Raw genomic sequence first — 15,460 nt, forward strand, 5'->3', positions numbered from 1 at the left:
TATATAAGTTTTAAAAAGCTTTTAATTTGGCCTAGTGGCAATTAAAAAGGCTCTCCAAAAGGAGAGCCTTAAAAGCAGATTACTCGTAGCGTTTCGCTTTATACTGAGGTTTCATTAGATTGTCTACTGAGAATATATCATCAAGTTCTTCTTCTGATAGTAGACCTCTTTCAAGGACCACTTCACGAACACTCTTACCGGTTTCAGCACAAATTTTACCGACGATGTCGCCTTCATGGTGACCAATATATGGGTTAAGGTAAGTCACAATACCGATTGAGTTAAAGACGTAACCTTCACAAATTTCTTTGTTTACCGTAATACCCTCTACGCATTTATCACGAAGGTTGATACATGCATTCTTTAGAATCTCGAGTGATTCAAACATGCTCTGTGCAATGACCGGTTCCATAACGTTAAGCTGAAGCTGTCCACCTTCCGCTGCAAAAGAGATGGTATTGTCGTTACCAAGAACCTTAAAGCATACTTGGTTAACCACTTCTGGTACTACCGGGTTCACTTTTGCTGGCATGATTGATGAACCAGCTTGAAGTTCTGGTAGATTCAATTCGTTCAAACCCGTACGTGGGCCTGAAGACAATAAACGAAGGTCATTACAGATTTTAGAGAGTTTTACCGCCAAGCGCTTTAGAGCACCGTGTATCATGACATAAGCACCACAGTCTGATGTTGCTTCAATTAAATCTTCTGCCGGGACACATTCTAGTCCAGTTACTTCCGTGAGGTGTTTAACAGCGAGCTCTTGATAACCTTCGGCAGCATTCAGACCAGTACCGATCGCTGTCGCACCTAGGTTGACTTCAAGTAATAGCTTCGATGTGTAATCGAGGTTACGAATTTCTTCGTTTAAGGTGACAGCCCATGCATGGAACTCTTGACCTACGGTCATTGGCACGGCGTCTTGTAGCTGAGTACGACCCATTTTTAGAATGGTAGAGAACTCTTGGCTCTTGTCTTCAAATGCGCCTTTGAGATATTCGATAGCATCAATAAGCTTGCGAACACTGTTGAAAACTGCGATGCGGAAACCAGTTGGGTAAGCGCAGTTAGTTGATTGGCTCTTGTTTACATGGTCATTCGGGTTAATAAACTCATATTGCCCTTTTTCTTTGCCCATCAACTCAAGAGCAATATTGGCAATGACTTCGTTAGTGTTCATGTTCACAGACGTACCAGCACCACCTTGGAAAACATCCGATGGGAACTGATCCATGCATTTGCCAGTTTCTAAAATCACGTCACAGGCTTGAATAATGAAATGAGCAATATCTTTTGGAATGACACCAAGCTCCCTGTTAGCTAATGCTGCCGCTTTTTTGGTCATTACCATACCACGAACAAAGTCTGGCACATCAGAAATGGTGACGTTGGAGATATTAAAGTTTTCGATAGCGCGTAGCGTGTGAATGCCGTAGTAAGCATCCGCCGGGACATGACGTTGACCTAATAGATCTTCTTCAATACGAGTGGCTTGATTTGCTACAGGGTTAGCGTGTGTGGTTGTAGCCATATTATGGATCCTTAGATTATTGTTCTGCGTTGATTACAGTATATTTGCCAAATCTGTTTTAAGAATCCATTCGCCAGAATAATTGGCTAGTTATTACGTCCTGACTTATAGAGTACATATTACTTAAAGTAGCACACAAAAATAGTAGCCAGATCACCTTTTTCACCTAAAGTTTGCACAAGGTTGCGTAACGAGCCGGAGATGCGATGACCATCAAAAAAATTCATGGATAGAAGGCGCTCATTTACGCTTTGTAAAGCTAAATTTGTGGTTTGGATTGACGAAAACGCGCTTTTTATTTGTGGTTTGGTTCTAGGTCAGCGTAAACTGACATCAAACCAAGGAGGACGTTGTGTTTCCGATATTATTATTACTGTTTATTTTTGTGCCGATTATCGAAATTGGGTTGTTTATTCAAGTGGGTGGTTTCTTAGGACTCTGGCCAACAATCGGGTTAGTTTTACTAACCGCTTTTGTGGGGGCTTCTCTGGTAAGAAGCCAAGGTTTACAAACACTAATGTCGGTGCAAACACGACTTCAACAAGGTGAAATGCCAGCGCAGCAAATTGTCGAGGGTGTGATGTTGGCCGTCGCAGGTGTGCTACTACTCACTCCTGGTTTTATGACTGATGCCTTGGGCATGTTAGTGCTGTTGCCGGCTCCACGAGCGGCGATTGCCAAATACTTAATGAGTAAAATGGTCGTTAAAACGATGTCTGGTGGTGGATTCCACCAAGGCGGCTTTCAAGGGCATGACCCTTTTCAGCAAAATCCTTTCGATAAACACCAAGATGGACATACTTTCGAAGGTGAATATGAACGTAAGGATGACGATGACCGCAACAAATTAAATTAACACGATGTTTAAACGAGTTAAGCTGACCAAGCGCCGCTGGAATAACGTATTAATCATCGCTATCTCGGTATTTATGTTGTTGATGGCGGCGCCGAACCTCATTAAGCAGTACCTTCTTGAGCAAAAGGTAGCCCCTAAGACATTAACCGGTTATGTGTTAGACCCGAATGCGCAGCCTATTGAAATTAACTATGCGGGCATTCAATTTTATTTTGATGACGACACTTGGCATGCCATCCCAGAAAAATGGACACCAGAAGCGGCCAACGTTATTCAACGCTGGCAACAGATTCATGGAACGCCTGTGGATGAAGCGACCTACGCCAAACTGCAACCTGCATTGGAAAGCCCAATGACGGTAGAGGTATGGTATCAAGAGAAAGAAGAGCCTCAACGTATCACCGCCTACTCACTGAAAAAGTTCTGGCTTTTGAATACTTACGATGAAAATTGGGTTGCAGTCAGTTTTGAAGCCAGTAGTCTAATACCTACCGAAGACAACTAACAAAGAGCTCTTATGCCAGAGTTACCCGAAGTAGAAGTGTCTCGTCTTGGGATCAGCCCACACTTATTAGATGAGACCATCAAAGAAATTGTCGTGCGCCAGCGACAACTGCGCTGGTTGATCCCGGAAGAAATTCATCAGTTACACGGACAAGCGATCACTTCCATTCGTCGTCGAGCAAAGTATTTATTGATTGAGACGGAAGCAGGAACGGCGATCGTTCACTTGGGAATGTCTGGTAGCTTACGCGTTCTTGAAAACCCACCACCTGCAGACAAACATGACCATGTTGACCTAGTGTTGAGTAACGGCAAAGTGATGCGTTACAACGACCCACGCCGTTTTGGTGCTTGGCTTTGGTGCCCTCCTGGAGCGTCCCACGAGCTGTTGGCAAATTGTGGTCCAGAGCCACTAACAGAAGAGTTTTGTGCCGATTGGATGTTAGAACGAGCAAAGAACAAACGTGTGGCGGTAAAAACCTTCATTATGAATAATGCGAATGTTGTGGGAGTCGGCAATATCTACGCGTGTGAGTCATTGTTCAGTGCTGGAATTCACCCAACAACACCCGCTTATAAAGTCACGTTAACTCAGTGGCAGCGGCTGGTTGCAGAAATAAAGCGAGTATTAGCGCAGGCGATTGCACAAGGTGGCACGACGTTAAAAGACTTTTCGCAATCGGATGGTAAACCTGGTTACTTTGCTCAAGAGTTACAAGTATACGGGCGTGCGAATCAACCGTGTCAACAATGCACAGAGCCGATAGAGCAAATGAAAATCGGACAAAGAAATACGTTCTTTTGTTCCCATTGCCAACAGTGATAAGGTGTCTCGTTATCAAAAAAGAAGCGCTTGCCTTGGCAAGCGTTTCTTTTTGGGTAAGGCTTTACGAACTAGATATTGTCGTAGATACGAACACCATCACGCTGGGTTTCTAGCAGGTATAAGTTCCACATATATTGTTCGGGTCTATCTCGTAGCAAATCTTCAATCGCTTTATTCATCGCTCGTGCATCTTGCTCTTCATCGCCCGTCGGGAAGTTGTCAATAGCGGGCAAAATATGCACCTCATATTTGCTGGTTTTATCGTTATAGGCTGGCAGCACTGGGACGACTTTCGCTCGTGATAATCGCGACATTTTGCCAAAACCTTTTAACGTGGCTTTTTCGGTGGCAAAGAAAGGCACAAATACTGAGTTCTGCGGACCGTGATCCTCATCAGGGAGCCAATATCCGATATAACCATCTTTAATCGAGCGCACGAAGGGTTTTACACCGGCACTACGAGCGAAGATACGACCACCATATTGTATACGCTGCACATGCATCAGCCAGTCACCAATGGGGTTGTTTTGTGGTTTCATGATCGTTGCTACTTTATAGCCTTGTGCTGCGAGCATTACCGCTGGGTAATCTACCGCCCATGCGTGTGGTGCCAAGATGATCACATTTTCGCCGGCATCGAGCAGTGGCATCAGATTTTCTTCACCGATCATGATGCCACGTTTTTGATTGTGTTTAGTGGAACGAATCAAAAACTCTGAATAGCCCAACAAGTATTGACCTGCTTTAGCGAAGGTCTCTTCGACAATATGTTGTATTTCTTGCTCAGACTTTTCTGGAAAACACTTTTGTAGATTAAGGCGAGTGCGTCTTACAACACGGCCATTCTTGCCAACGATAATACCCGAGATATAACGAGCGAATTTATCGCGTGGTTTAGCAGGTACAAAAGCCAATAAAACGGCAAACAGAATACCGAGCCACGTTCCCCAATGTTTTGGGTGTAAAAACGCCCATTGGAATGTTGGGTTATAGAGGTTTTTGTCTATATTTTCTTGATTACTCATAAGGCTTCGCAGTTAAAGATAGCGTGAGTTAGTTTGAGTCTCATCTGGCACTGACTTAAATCGTTTATGCATCCACAGCCATTGTTCAGGTGCTCTTAGGATAATTTGCTCTACATATCGATTCATTAGTGCCGCAGCGGCTACTTCATCCTTTTGAGGATATTCATCTTCAATAGATTGGTTCGCTATGATTTCATACTGACCATTGTCATTCCTAAATCCAGAACCAGGTACGATAGCGCATTTACTGGTATAAGCCAAAATACTGGTACCAGTTGTTGTACAGGTTTCGTTGACGGCAAAGAAAGGGACAAAAACGCTCTTATTGTGCCCATAGTCTTGGTCTGGAAGGTAGAACAAGCGGTGACCTTGACGCATGACGCGGATCATTGATTTTAGGTCGGTGCGGTAGATCAGCTTGTTGCCGTTACGAGTTCGCCCTCTATATTGAATAAACTCGTAGGCAGGGTTGCTATGAGGTCGATAAGCCCCATAACCAGGAAGTCCTAGCACAGCGAAAGCTCGAGCGGTAATCTCGAGGTTTAACGCATGGACGCAGCACAACAGCACCCCTTTACCTTCGGCTTCGTGTCTTTCTAGCGCGCTGATATCTTGAGCAACCAAAATACGCTTAAAGCGCCACGTTGGCCAAAACCAAGTGATACCCGTTTCAATTAAAGCCATCCCTGAGTTCTTGAAGTTTTCTTCAATAAAAGCATCAAGCTCTGATGGGGTTTTCTCTGGAAAGGCGAGTTCTAAGTTGCGTCTTGCTATTTGAGCGCGCTTACCGCCAAATCGCATCCCAAACTTGCCCAAACCTCGTCCTAGTTTGAAGAGTAGAGAATAAGGAAGTAAATTCACAATGAGCGCGAGCAGACCAAACCCGAACCATACCCCCCAGTATTTAGGATGAAGTAACGATACGGTAAAGTCTGGCTTTTTATCTATTTTCATTCGGTTTACTGCAATTGTAGTTTTAGCAACGCCCAATATTCATCAAAGGTGGACGTTGGCGTGTATTTAAAGTCAGAACGAACAAAACGGTTTAGGCTTCCCTCAACTTGTCCGAGCAATTGTGCAGCTAAGATCTTTTCATCAACAGGGAAGCTCTTGCCTTCGCGAATCTTGCGCTCACGAAGAATTTGACGTAAAGATGTCTCAATTCTTTCATAAAGCTGATTAATTCGTTCGCGTAATCGTTCATTCTCAAACATTAGAGCATGACCAGAAAGAATGCGACTTAATCCTGGGTTGCGCTCAGAAAAGACAAGAATTAATTGAAGCACTAGACGGATGCGTGTCAGCGTGTCTTTTTCTTCATCAAGAATACGGTTAATGCGAGACATTAAAGATTCTTCGATAAACTCGATAAGCCCTTCAAACATACGGGCTTTGCTGGGAAAATGACGATAGAGCGCTGCTTCAGACACCCCAACTTGCTTGGCAAGTTTTGCGGTGGTGATGCGAGATGTTCCTTCGTTAGACTCAAGCATTTGAGCAAGAGCTTGAAGGATTTCCTCTTTTCTATTCGACTTTTTCGTAGCGGACATAAATCCTTTTCCTTTTGATTACTGCATGCCAATTTCAGCATGTTATCGCCCATAAGTAGATCTGTTAGTGTACCTAAGCGACTTATAACTACACAGTTCAACGTGGTAAATGGTTGAACTGTGTAACAATCTCTGTTTTGGGAAGTGCATTAACGGAAAGGCACTCTGTGATAAGTAGTGTGCTTAAGCGTGGCATGACTGACGTGTGCCACTATTTGTCATTAGATTTAGGCGATTTGTTCTGAGATAGTTTCCCAAATGGCATGACTTAACTCAGTTTTCATTGCATTGCCTAATGACTTGCTACCGCCTTGCCAATATACGGTAATCGCATTTGAGTCACTGTTAAAGCCCTGACCTGCAATAGACACATCATTTGCACAAATCATATCCAGATTCTTACGTTGTAGTTTGTCTAAAGCGTACGCCTCGACATCTTGAGTCTCTGCGGCAAAGCCGACAGTAAAGGGACGAGATTCTAACAATGATGCTACCGAGGCAATGATGTCAGGGTTCTTCACCATAGTGATTTGCATATCGTCTTTATCTGCGGTTTTCTTTATTTTTTGCGTAGCAATATCAAGCGGACGATAATCGGCCACAGCGGCGCAGCCAATGAAGATATCATGACACGTGGCATTTGCTAAGGCAGCTTGATGCATTTCTTCCGCGCTGACAACGTTAATACGTTTTACCCCATTAGGTGTTGGGAGTGTCACAGGGCCTGAAATCAGTGTTACGTCAGCACCGAGTTGCTGTGCTGCTTGAGCTAAAGCGAAGCCCATTTTTCCTGAACTGTGGTTAGAAATATAACGGACAGGATCGATGGCTTCGCGGGTCGGTCCTGCGGTAATGACGACGGATTTTCCTGCCAGCAACTTAGGGCCAAAAAACTGCTCACATTTCTCGACTAATTGCATAGGTTCAAGCATACGACCTGGGCCAACATCACCGCAGGCTTGCTCCCCAGCCGCTGGCCCCCAAATCATCATGTTTCGGCGAGAGAGGGTGGCGATATTTTCTTGAGTGGCTACGTTGAGGTACATTTGTTGGTTCATTGCCGGTGAAACTGCAACCGGGGCATCCGTGGCGAGAACGAGTGTAGACAGTAAGTCATTACCCATACCTGCCGACATTCTTGCAATGAGGTCGGCTGTCGCCGGCGCTAAAAGAACCAGATCCGCCCATTTGGCTAATTCAATATGTCCCATTGACGCTTCTGCAGCAGGGTCGAGTAAACTGTCGGAAACTGGTCTGCCGGAAACCGCTTGCATGGTGAGGGGAGTAATGAACTCTTTAGCCGCTTTCGTCATGACGACCTGAACCTGTGCTCCACGCTCAATGAGTCGTCGAGTCAGCTCCGCACATTTATAGGCTGCGATGCCACCGCTAATGCCTAAGAGTATTTTCTTTCCAGCTAATGTTCGCATAACCAGCTCCTTAAATTTTTCTGCGGCTAAGATACCAAATGCGTTGATGTCCCGCCACTTTCAAGGGGCTTACTGTCTAAAGTACTTTTTGATAAACCGCATAGTTACATAGCAATACGTACTGATTCGCAGCTTCTATGCTGTCATCTGTCTATTTCTCGCAAATTAAGTAATAAAGCAAAGACCCAAGGTCTAACTCAAATTTCCATTATGGTTCTAAAACACTTACCCAGTGAATCATTGCCGCGAGAGAAGCTACTCAATAGAGGAAGTCATGCGCTTAGTGATGCTGAGTTGCTGGCTATCTTTTTGCGCACCGGCACAAAGGGGATGAATGTACTGCAGTTGGCTGATGCCTTGTTGTCAGATTTCGGCTCACTGAGAGCGTTGTTTACGGCTAATCGGGAGGTGTTTTGTCAGCGAAAGGGGTTAGGTCTGGCAAAATATGTTCAATTACAAGCTGTATTGGAAATGAGTCAGCGTTACTTAAGTGAGACCATACAGCGAGGAGACAGCCTAAATAGTCCAGAACAAACCAAACATTATTTAATGAGCGTTTTGCGAGATCGGCATAGAGAGGCCTTCTATGTTTTGTTCTTAGATAACCAAAATCGTGTTATTGCTGGTGAAATTATGTTTGAAGGGACCATAGATGCGGCATCGGTTTACCCACGGGAAGTGGTAAAGCGAGCCCTGTATCATAATGCGGCGGCGATTATCTTGTCTCACAACCACCCTTCAGGTGTGGCTGAGCCAAGCCAAGCGGATAGACGGATTACCAGACGGTTAACCGATGCACTTGGTCTGGTTGATATTCGAGTTTTAGATCATTTTGTCGTGGGGGATGGCGAAGTGGTCTCTTTTGCCGAAAGAGGCTGGATTTAATGGCTTAAATAGAGGAAAGTACATTTTATTGCAATAACTGTGATACAGAGCTTTTGTTTTGGTGATTTTCTGCTATGATTCGCGCACTAAATTATCAACCAACATCAGCTCAAAGTGAAAAAGATCAGCAAATCCTTAAAAAAGGATCTGTTCGGGTCTTGAGCAATGCATGTCAAGTTAGTATAATGCGCGACCTTTGATAGCCTTGTATGGGTATTCCATAATGGTTATGGCCTCTTATAATTGAGGTTCGGCCACCAAGGTTGATATCGAGCTGAAACGATTTGGAGAAGACATTCATGTCCCGAGTATGCCAAGTAACTGGTAAGCGTCCTGTAACGGGTAACAACCGTTCACACGCACGAAATGCTACCAAGCGTCGTTTTCTGCCGAACCTACAAACTCATCGTTTCTGGGTAGAAAGCGAAAAACGCTTTGTTAAACTACGTCTAACCGCTAAGGGTATGCGTATTATTGATAAGAAAGGCATCGATGCTGTTCTTGTTGATATCCGCGCTCGTGGCGAGAACGTATAAGAGGAATTAAGCAATGGCTAAAGGCATTCGTGAGAAAATTCGCCTAGTATCTTCTGCAGGTACTGGTCACTTCTACACAACTGACAAGAACAAGCGTAACATGCCAGGCAAATTTGAGATCAAAAAGTTTGATCCAGTTGTTCGCCAACACGTTATGTACAAAGAAGCTAAAATCAAGTAATTGATAAGTTTCTACTTGTTAAGTATTGAAAACCCAGCTTAGTGCTGGGTTTTTTATTATCTAAAGCATCACAAAAGCGCTTAGAGCGCGCCTTCAAAGCCGAGTTGACGCCATGCTTCATAAGCGATGATTGCTACGGCGTTAGATAAATTCAAACTACGAGCGTCCGGCATCATTGGAATACGAATTCGTTGCTCCATAGGTAAGCTTTCAATTACTTCTGCTGGGAGTCCGCGAGTCTCCGGTCCAAATAAGAGTACATCACCGTGCTGATACTGAGCGTCGGTATGATGTCCTGTTGTTTTTGTGGTGCAGGCAAATAAGCGGTAGTCAGGATTATGCTGTTTGAGGTAAGCGATAAAAGCAGCGTAGTCTTTATGACGTTTCACGCGCGCTAGGTCGTGGTAGTCAAGACCGGCACGACGCACTTTCTTCTCTTCTAAATCAAAACCAAGCGGTTCAATTAAGTGTAAGTTTGCGCCGCAGTTAGCACAAAGTCGGATGATGTTTCCGGTGTTTGGCGCAATTTCAGGCTCGTAAAGGGCAATATCAAACATAGTGGATGTCGACTCAAATCAAATCATGGAGTGAGTATACCTGAAGTGATGAGAACGTGAGGCGACTAATTACAATAATGACATCATCCCGAAGTATAACGTCATCCTTGCGTATGCAGGGATCTCCCTAAAGCGATCACTCGACCTTAAGAAAATTCCTGCCTACACATGCACACAGCAAGTAGAATGACGAGCGAGCCAAAAGATGCTCGTTCCCTGATTACAGTTTTTCAGTCACTGCTAATGTCGCCGCCAACATATCGCGACCAAACATAATGCTTCGCTCTGGTGACCAACCGTAGAAAGGATCAGGATAGTTGTTGTTATCCTTAAATGGCATTTCAATGGTGTAAGACAGGCACTTAAATTGCTCTGCAACCCAATTAGAGCCAACCGTTAGGTTAGCTTTGCCCGGTTCATCCTTATCGTAGCCATAGTCATCTTGGAACTCAGGTGTGATAGTCAGTAGTGCTTGCTTGAACGCCGACTCTAGTGATGCCAAGCGTTCATCATAAGATGGTATACCTTCAGAACCCGCAGCAAAGTTGTATGGAATTGCTTCGTCGCCGTGGATATCAAGGAACATGTCCACGCCAGTTTTCAGCATACGTTCGCGTACTAAGTAAACTTCAGGACTTTTCTCCATTGAAGGCGTTTGCCATTCACGATTAAGGTTCACGCCTATAGTGTTCGTTCTGAGGTGGCCGCGAATGCTGCCATCAGGATTCATATTTGGGACGACATAAACAACGGCTTGTTCGAGCAGGGCTTGAGCGGCAGTATCAGTGTCGTCAACAAGGCGTTGAATCATGCCTTCAATAAACCATTCTGCCATAGACTCGCCTGGATGCTGGCGTGCAATCACCCAAATGTTCTTTTTACCTTCTTCAGGCTCACCAAACGTTAGCAACGACATATCGTTACCATCGAGAGTGTGGCCTAGGGTTTCAAGCGTGCAGTGATGTTCATTTTGAGCCATATGCAGTAAGTCGAGATGGCGATCGTAACTATAAGGTGCAAAGTAAGCGAAATACATTGAACCTCTCTCTGGAAGAACCGTGCAGCTCAATGTGTCCCCATCGAACTCGCAAGGAATTCGGAACCACTCCTCACGGTCATAAGAGGCAACAATATCGTAACCCTTCCAGCCTTCAGGGTAGGCCGATTTAGCTAAATCAATAATTTTAATGGTATGTGCTAGTTCAGGCGTCGACTCTAAGCGAAAGTGAAACCACTGATAAAACTCTGACTGATTGTCGTTGACGATTTTAAGTTGGATATCATTGTTGTCGTCGGCTTTAACGACTTGGATATTGCCACTTTCAAAGTTGCTGAAGATTTTCATCGGCTTAGTTCTCTTTATTCGGTGTATTGAGCAAGACCTCGAGGCTACCACATACCATGGCTATTTGAGTATAAATACAATGTCAGATTCGTGCCGATTTTATAACGGTAACTCAACATGCATCTTCAAACCGCCCAATCGACTTCTAGATGCCTCTATCTGACCGCTATGCTGCAAAATGGCGCTCTGAGTAATCGCCAGCCCCAAGCCGGTACCACCAGAATCGCGATCGCGCGCTTTTGACACTCGGTAGAACGGACGGAAAATATCTTGTAGTTCATCGTCAGGCACACCAGGACCATCATCTTCTACGACAATGCGTAACGTATCTTTATCAGTCGACAAAGTAATATTAATGGCCGTTTTACCGTAACGAATGGCATTTCTCACAATATTTTCAATGGCACTCATCAGCAATTTAGGATTGCCAGAAATAGAGACATCCGGGATCTCAGAAAATCGCAGTGTTTTGCCTAATTGCTCGGCTTCAAATTTAGCATCACTAAAGATCTCTTCCCATAAGCTACTCGCAGGTTGAGATTCGCGAGTCACATGGCTGTCGGTGTTCATGCGTGATAGTTCCAACAGTTCACCAATCATTTGCTCCAACCGCTGGGCCTCAGTATCAATTCGCAATAGTTCTTGGCTCTCGCCCTGTTTGCGTGTTGCTAATGCGGTCGCCATCCTCAGGCGAGTGAGAGGGGAGCGAAGTTCGTGAGAAATATCGGACAATAGACGCTGTTGCCCAGAGATCATCTGATTGACAGCCATCACCATCTGATTAAAACTGCTGCCGGCTTGTTTGAACTCGGACATGCCTTTTTCTAGCTCAGGATCTTGTTTGAATTCGCCATTGGCGACTCGCTTAGCCGCTAGCTCCAACCTTCTTGCTGGTTGGCTTAATGCCCAGGCCAGCCATAACAGTAAAGGTGTACTGACCGCCATCACGGCAAATAACAGCTGAAAGGGTTTATCAAACATACGCAGTAAAAAAGGTGGCGGCTCGGTCCAGCGCAATCCGATATAAAGGTATAGCTCTTGATTTGCCAATTTAATGGGAACGGGGCCAGCCAGCATGTAACGCCCATAGAGTTTCTGCATAGGGGTATCAAAAGAATCGACAGACGTAATGAAGTTCTTTAACACTTTGGTCTTAAAATCAGGGTTTTTCTGCGTGCTGAGAATATTGCCTTCTTGATCGACAATAAACACACTTGGGGCACGCTGTTTGTGGTTTCCTTTATGTCTAGACTCTGGCTTATCAAGTTGATAGATAATGCGCCCAAGATTACTTTGCCCTGCGAAACGTTTTTCTACTTTATCTCTTAGCGACAGCAGTTGCTCGAGTGGCTCTCCTGAAATCTCTTTAGTAACGCGTGGGTCAAGGTGCGGCAGTGCAAGCACTGCGATCAAGACCAAGAGCATCGTCAACCAGAAAATGGCAAAGATACGGCCGTAAAGGCTGGTTATCTTGGGCAATTTCATTGTTACTCCTTAACCAGTAAGTAGCCACGTCCACGCAGGGTTTTGATGCGTGGTTTTCCATCTGGTTTTTTTGGCAACTTCTTACGTAAATTGGAGACGTGCATATCCACCGCGCGATCAAAAGCCGATAACCGTTTGCCAAGAACATCAAGACTTAAGGATTCTTTGGTTAACGCCTCTCCAGGCTTTTGAACAAAATAGTGCAAAAGGGCAAACTCTGTCGTCGTTAAATCCAACAACTGGCTTTGGCAGTGAGCTTCTTGTTTCCCTGGGAACACTTGAATGTCTTCAAACGCTACACAGTCAGAAGAGGCTGTTTCTGGTTTACTTTGAGTACGGCGAAGAATGGCTTTAATACGAGCAAGTAATTCTCTATCGCTAAAAGGTTTTGGAAGATAGTCATCTGCACCCAATTCAAGGCCGATAACACGATCAATTTCTTCACCTTTAGCCGTGAGCATCAGAACGGGGGTTTCCCACTTTTCACGTAGTTTTTTGAGCGTGTCCATACCATTGAGTCGCGGCATCATGACATCCATTAATACCAGATCGATATCGTTATGCATTGCCTCTAAACCTGCGATGCCATCATTCGCTTCAGACGTCTCAAACCCTTCAAAGCTGAGTATATCTTTGAGTAGACTGGTTAGCTCTGTGTCGTCATCAATGATAAGTATGTGTGCCATAAACTACCTCTGTATTGTTCTATGCCCTGTAATAATAAAGCGTTAAATATTAGAAAAAGCGATCTTTACGATTCTTTACGCTCACTGTACGTTACTTTACTCACCAGGCCCTATTCTATACTCAAGCGCTGCAGAGGCAGCCATGGTATGAATCACATAAGGGTAAAGATTATGAAAATGTCAAAGAAACTGGTTATCGCTGCAACGGTTCTTCCATTAGTGCTTGGCTCAGCAAGCGCCTTGGCATACGGCGGCGGTAAAGGTGGCCACCATGGTAAAGGTGGCGAGGGTATGTGTGGTGGCTTTGATGGTAAACGCATGTTCCGTGAACTCGATTTGACCGATGCTCAGAAAGATCAAATGAAAGAACTGCGTCAAGCCAACAGAGACGCGATGCATGCGAAGTTCTCTGGTGACTTTGCAACTAAGCAAGCGGAAATGCAAGCTCGCCAACAAAAGATGCAAGATTTAGTGCTTGCCGATAGTTTTGATGCCGATGCTGCTAATGCACTTGCATCAGAAATGGTACAGCAGCAAACCGAACGCCGTGTACAAATGCTAGAAAGACAGCATGAGATGTTAAACATCCTAACGCCAGAGCAGAAAGTGAAGTTCAAAGAGCTTCAAAAAGAGCGTATGGAAAGATGTTTCTCTAAAATGGAATCTCGTGCAGCAAAACACGCTAACTAGTACGAGCAGTCCCTTCTAGACAATAGTGAAAGCTCCATGCCTTTTTAATGCATGGAGTTTTTTGTATATTTCACTCTAGGCGACGGCCATCTGGATAATGTTGTCGGTAAAGCCGACCCAATAGTTTTTCTATTTTTGTGAGGATTTATCGGTATACTTGCGGTTATGTTTTGAAATGACCTCAAGGTGCCAAAGTGAGTATCACCCAGAACAAATATGCAAGGCTTGTCACCGTTGCTGCTTGGACTGCAACAACCATTGCGAGCTTACTGTTTATTGTGAAGGTGCTGGCTTGGTGGGTAACCGGTTCAGTGAGCTTGTTGGCATCGTTGATAGACTCGGTCATCGATATTGCCGCCTCAGTGATCAACTTACTGGTTTTACGCTACTCTTTGCAGCCTGCCGATAAAGAACATACTTTTGGTCACGGTAAGGCGGAATCTCTAGCTGCACTGGCTCAAGCCATGTTTATTTCCGGCTCGGCATGTTTCCTTATTCTCAATGGTGTTGATCGCTTTTTCCGACCACAAGAACTTAACTCGCCAGAGTTAGGTATTTTTGTCAGCTTGTTTGCCTTCCTCGCGACTTCTGGGTTGGTTGTGTTTCAAAAGTATGTGGTGAAACAAACAGGTAGCCAAGCCATTGCCGCAGACTCTTTACACTATCAAACTGACCTGTATATGAATGCGGCTATTATGGTGGCATTAGGCTTAAGTTGGTATGGCATCAACCAAGCCGATGCTTTCTTTGCTGTTGGCATTGGGATCTTTATTTTAGTAAGCGCCGTAAAAATGGCTTACGGTGCTATTCAGTCTTTGTTAGACCGACAGTTGCCAGAAGAAGAGTTAACTAAAATTCGTGAGATAAGTACGGCCGTTGAAGGCGTGATTGGTATTCATCAACTTCGAACGCGAATGTCTGGTCCGGTCCGTTTTATTCAGTTACATCTTGAACTTGATGATGATTTGCGTTTGATAGAGGCTCATAAAATCGCAGACCGTGCTGAATCTAAATTGAAGCAGGCCTTTCCTGGCGCCGATGTGATCATTCATCAAGATCCGTATTCGGTGGTGTTAACTGAAGAAAAACAGCAGAAAGAGCAGGGCTGGTAGTTAACTAACAAAATGGGCTAGTAAGCGGCATGGCGAATGAAAATGGCAAGTTCAAAATGGATTGTCTATTATCAAGGCTCATGATAAAAAGTGCGATTCTGATGTGAATCAACACAATAGTTCTTATAAACTGTAATACTCTTACATAAGTAATAAAGTTACGTCGATGTTGTTGTGGGGAACGCATCGAATCATCGTAGCGATAACAAGAATTCTGTGCGTTGCGCAAGCAATAAGCGGCGTACTCAAAATTGAAATTAG

The 15,460-nt window shown here is 44.5% G+C and carries 17 protein-coding genes; 8 read left to right on the forward strand and 9 right to left on the reverse strand.

The window, feature by feature from the left end; all coding sequences use genetic code 11:
- Window positions 1-79: 79 nt before the first annotated feature.
- The gene (gene aspA / locus VTH8203_RS05330; protein WP_096992733.1) at window positions 80-1,531 is read right to left on the reverse strand and encodes an aspartate ammonia-lyase; all 1,452 of its coding nucleotides are present in this window, start codon (window positions 1,529-1,531) and stop codon (window positions 80-82) included.
- 352 nt (window positions 1,532-1,883) lie between these two features.
- Here aspA and VTH8203_RS05335 point away from each other — a divergent pair, with 352 nt between their 5' ends.
- The 3 genes from VTH8203_RS05335 to mutM are packed head-to-tail and all read left to right on the forward strand — an operon-like array spanning window position 1,884 to window position 3,714.
- Window positions 1,884-2,387, forward strand: a complete 504-nt coding sequence (locus tag VTH8203_RS05335; RefSeq protein ID WP_096992734.1) for an FxsA family protein — start codon at window positions 1,884-1,886, stop codon at window positions 2,385-2,387.
- 4 nt (window positions 2,388-2,391) lie between these two features.
- Complete coding sequence (locus VTH8203_RS05340) at window positions 2,392-2,892, forward strand: hypothetical protein (protein ID WP_096992735.1); 501 nt, start codon at window positions 2,392-2,394, stop codon at window positions 2,890-2,892.
- A gap of 12 nt (window positions 2,893-2,904) precedes the next feature.
- Complete coding sequence (mutM, locus tag VTH8203_RS05345) at window positions 2,905-3,714, forward strand: bifunctional DNA-formamidopyrimidine glycosylase/DNA-(apurinic or apyrimidinic site) lyase (protein ID WP_096992736.1); 810 nt, start codon at window positions 2,905-2,907, stop codon at window positions 3,712-3,714.
- Between the two features lie 71 nt (window positions 3,715-3,785).
- Here mutM and lpxM read toward each other — a convergent pair whose 3' ends face one another.
- The 4 genes from lpxM to coaBC all read right to left on the reverse strand — a co-directional run bounded on the left by lpxM (window position 3,786) and on the right by coaBC (window position 7,722).
- Complete coding sequence (lpxM, locus tag VTH8203_RS05350) at window positions 3,786-4,742, reverse strand: lauroyl-Kdo(2)-lipid IV(A) myristoyltransferase (RefSeq protein WP_096992737.1); 957 nt, start codon at window positions 4,740-4,742, stop codon at window positions 3,786-3,788.
- A gap of 12 nt (window positions 4,743-4,754) precedes the next feature.
- On the reverse strand, window positions 4,755-5,696 hold the full coding sequence (lpxL, locus tag VTH8203_RS05355; RefSeq protein WP_096992738.1) for an LpxL/LpxP family Kdo(2)-lipid IV(A) lauroyl/palmitoleoyl acyltransferase: 942 nt from the start codon (window positions 5,694-5,696) through the stop codon (window positions 4,755-4,757).
- Between the two features lie 5 nt (window positions 5,697-5,701).
- Window positions 5,702-6,292: a nucleoid occlusion factor SlmA gene (slmA, locus tag VTH8203_RS05360; protein WP_096992739.1), complete on the reverse strand. Its 591-nt coding sequence runs from the start codon at window positions 6,290-6,292 to the stop codon at window positions 5,702-5,704.
- Window positions 6,293-6,519: 227 nt separating this feature from the next.
- Window positions 6,520-7,722 (reverse strand): bifunctional phosphopantothenoylcysteine decarboxylase/phosphopantothenate--cysteine ligase CoaBC, encoded by a 1,203-nt coding sequence (coaBC, locus tag VTH8203_RS05365; RefSeq protein ID WP_096992740.1) that lies wholly within the window; start codon window positions 7,720-7,722, stop codon window positions 6,520-6,522.
- 210 nt (window positions 7,723-7,932) lie between these two features.
- On the opposite strand from coaBC, the gene radC reads away from it, so the two are divergent.
- The 3 genes from radC to rpmG all read left to right on the forward strand — a co-directional run bounded on the left by radC (window position 7,933) and on the right by rpmG (window position 9,324).
- Complete coding sequence (radC, locus tag VTH8203_RS05370; protein WP_096992741.1) at window positions 7,933-8,607, forward strand: RadC family protein; 675 nt, start codon at window positions 7,933-7,935, stop codon at window positions 8,605-8,607.
- Window positions 8,608-8,906: 299 nt separating this feature from the next.
- Window positions 8,907-9,143, forward strand: a complete 237-nt coding sequence (rpmB, locus tag VTH8203_RS05375; RefSeq protein WP_004728407.1) for a 50S ribosomal protein L28 — start codon at window positions 8,907-8,909, stop codon at window positions 9,141-9,143.
- 13 nt (window positions 9,144-9,156) lie between these two features.
- On the forward strand, window positions 9,157-9,324 hold the full coding sequence (gene rpmG / locus VTH8203_RS05380; RefSeq protein ID WP_002535344.1) for a 50S ribosomal protein L33: 168 nt from the start codon (window positions 9,157-9,159) through the stop codon (window positions 9,322-9,324).
- A gap of 80 nt (window positions 9,325-9,404) precedes the next feature.
- Here rpmG and trmL read toward each other — a convergent pair whose 3' ends face one another.
- From trmL to VTH8203_RS05400, 4 genes are all read right to left on the reverse strand, one after another.
- Window positions 9,405-9,881, reverse strand: coding sequence for a tRNA (uridine(34)/cytosine(34)/5-carboxymethylaminomethyluridine(34)-2'-O)-methyltransferase TrmL (gene trmL / locus VTH8203_RS05385; RefSeq protein ID WP_096992742.1), 477 nt, complete (start codon window positions 9,879-9,881; stop codon window positions 9,405-9,407).
- A 220-nt stretch (window positions 9,882-10,101) separates the two neighbouring features.
- Window positions 10,102-11,226: a M14 family metallopeptidase gene (locus VTH8203_RS05390; protein ID WP_096992743.1), complete on the reverse strand. Its 1,125-nt coding sequence runs from the start codon at window positions 11,224-11,226 to the stop codon at window positions 10,102-10,104.
- 99 nt (window positions 11,227-11,325) lie between these two features.
- A complete protein-coding gene (cpxA, locus tag VTH8203_RS05395) occupies window positions 11,326-12,711 on the reverse strand; it encodes an envelope stress sensor histidine kinase CpxA (RefSeq protein ID WP_096992744.1) in 1,386 nt (461 codons plus the stop codon).
- Window positions 12,712-12,713: 2 nt separating this feature from the next.
- The gene (locus VTH8203_RS05400) at window positions 12,714-13,397 is read right to left on the reverse strand and encodes a response regulator (RefSeq protein ID WP_096992745.1); all 684 of its coding nucleotides are present in this window, start codon (window positions 13,395-13,397) and stop codon (window positions 12,714-12,716) included.
- Between the two features lie 171 nt (window positions 13,398-13,568).
- Between VTH8203_RS05400 and VTH8203_RS05405 the strand changes: the two genes are divergently transcribed.
- Both VTH8203_RS05405 and fieF read left to right on the forward strand, forming a co-directional pair.
- Window positions 13,569-14,087 (forward strand): CpxP family protein, encoded by a 519-nt coding sequence (locus VTH8203_RS05405; protein ID WP_096992746.1) that lies wholly within the window; start codon window positions 13,569-13,571, stop codon window positions 14,085-14,087.
- A gap of 200 nt (window positions 14,088-14,287) precedes the next feature.
- The gene (fieF, locus tag VTH8203_RS05410) at window positions 14,288-15,199 is read left to right on the forward strand and encodes a CDF family cation-efflux transporter FieF (RefSeq protein WP_096992794.1); all 912 of its coding nucleotides are present in this window, start codon (window positions 14,288-14,290) and stop codon (window positions 15,197-15,199) included.
- Window positions 15,200-15,460 lie beyond the last annotated feature (261 nt).

Origin of the sequence: Vibrio thalassae, from assembly GCF_900089835.1 — a bacterium.
Lineage (GTDB): Bacteria > Pseudomonadota > Gammaproteobacteria > Enterobacterales > Vibrionaceae > Vibrio > Vibrio thalassae.

What these genes read in the sequence shown, in the direction of transcription:
- mutM (WP_096992736.1), top strand. Translation starts at nt 2,905, where the DNA reads ATGCCAGAGTTACCCGAAGTAGAAGTGTCTCGTCTTGGGATCAGCCCA.
- VTH8203_RS05390 (WP_096992743.1), bottom strand. Translation starts at nt 11,226, where the DNA reads ATGAAAATCTTCAGCAACTTTGAAAGTGGCAATATCCAAGTCGTTAAA.
- coaBC (WP_096992740.1), bottom strand. Translation starts at nt 7,722, where the DNA reads ATGCGAACATTAGCTGGAAAGAAAATACTCTTAGGCATTAGCGGTGGC.
- trmL (WP_096992742.1), bottom strand. Translation starts at nt 9,881, where the DNA reads ATGTTTGATATTGCCCTTTACGAGCCTGAAATTGCGCCAAACACCGGA.
- lpxM (WP_096992737.1), bottom strand. Translation starts at nt 4,742, where the DNA reads ATGAGTAATCAAGAAAATATAGACAAAAACCTCTATAACCCAACATTC.
- cpxA (WP_096992744.1), bottom strand. Translation starts at nt 12,711, where the DNA reads ATGAAATTGCCCAAGATAACCAGCCTTTACGGCCGTATCTTTGCCATT.
- VTH8203_RS05400 (WP_096992745.1), bottom strand. Translation starts at nt 13,397, where the DNA reads ATGGCACACATACTTATCATTGATGACGACACAGAGCTAACCAGTCTA.
- slmA (WP_096992739.1), bottom strand. Translation starts at nt 6,292, where the DNA reads ATGTCCGCTACGAAAAAGTCGAATAGAAAAGAGGAAATCCTTCAAGCT.
- rpmB (WP_004728407.1), top strand. Translation starts at nt 8,907, where the DNA reads ATGTCCCGAGTATGCCAAGTAACTGGTAAGCGTCCTGTAACGGGTAAC.
- radC (WP_096992741.1), top strand. Translation starts at nt 7,933, where the DNA reads ATGGTTCTAAAACACTTACCCAGTGAATCATTGCCGCGAGAGAAGCTA.
- aspA (WP_096992733.1), bottom strand. Translation starts at nt 1,531, where the DNA reads ATGGCTACAACCACACACGCTAACCCTGTAGCAAATCAAGCCACTCGT.
- rpmG (WP_002535344.1), top strand. Translation starts at nt 9,157, where the DNA reads ATGGCTAAAGGCATTCGTGAGAAAATTCGCCTAGTATCTTCTGCAGGT.
- VTH8203_RS05340 (WP_096992735.1), top strand. Translation starts at nt 2,392, where the DNA reads ATGTTTAAACGAGTTAAGCTGACCAAGCGCCGCTGGAATAACGTATTA.
- lpxL (WP_096992738.1), bottom strand. Translation starts at nt 5,696, where the DNA reads ATGAAAATAGATAAAAAGCCAGACTTTACCGTATCGTTACTTCATCCT.
- VTH8203_RS05405 (WP_096992746.1), top strand. Translation starts at nt 13,569, where the DNA reads ATGAAAATGTCAAAGAAACTGGTTATCGCTGCAACGGTTCTTCCATTA.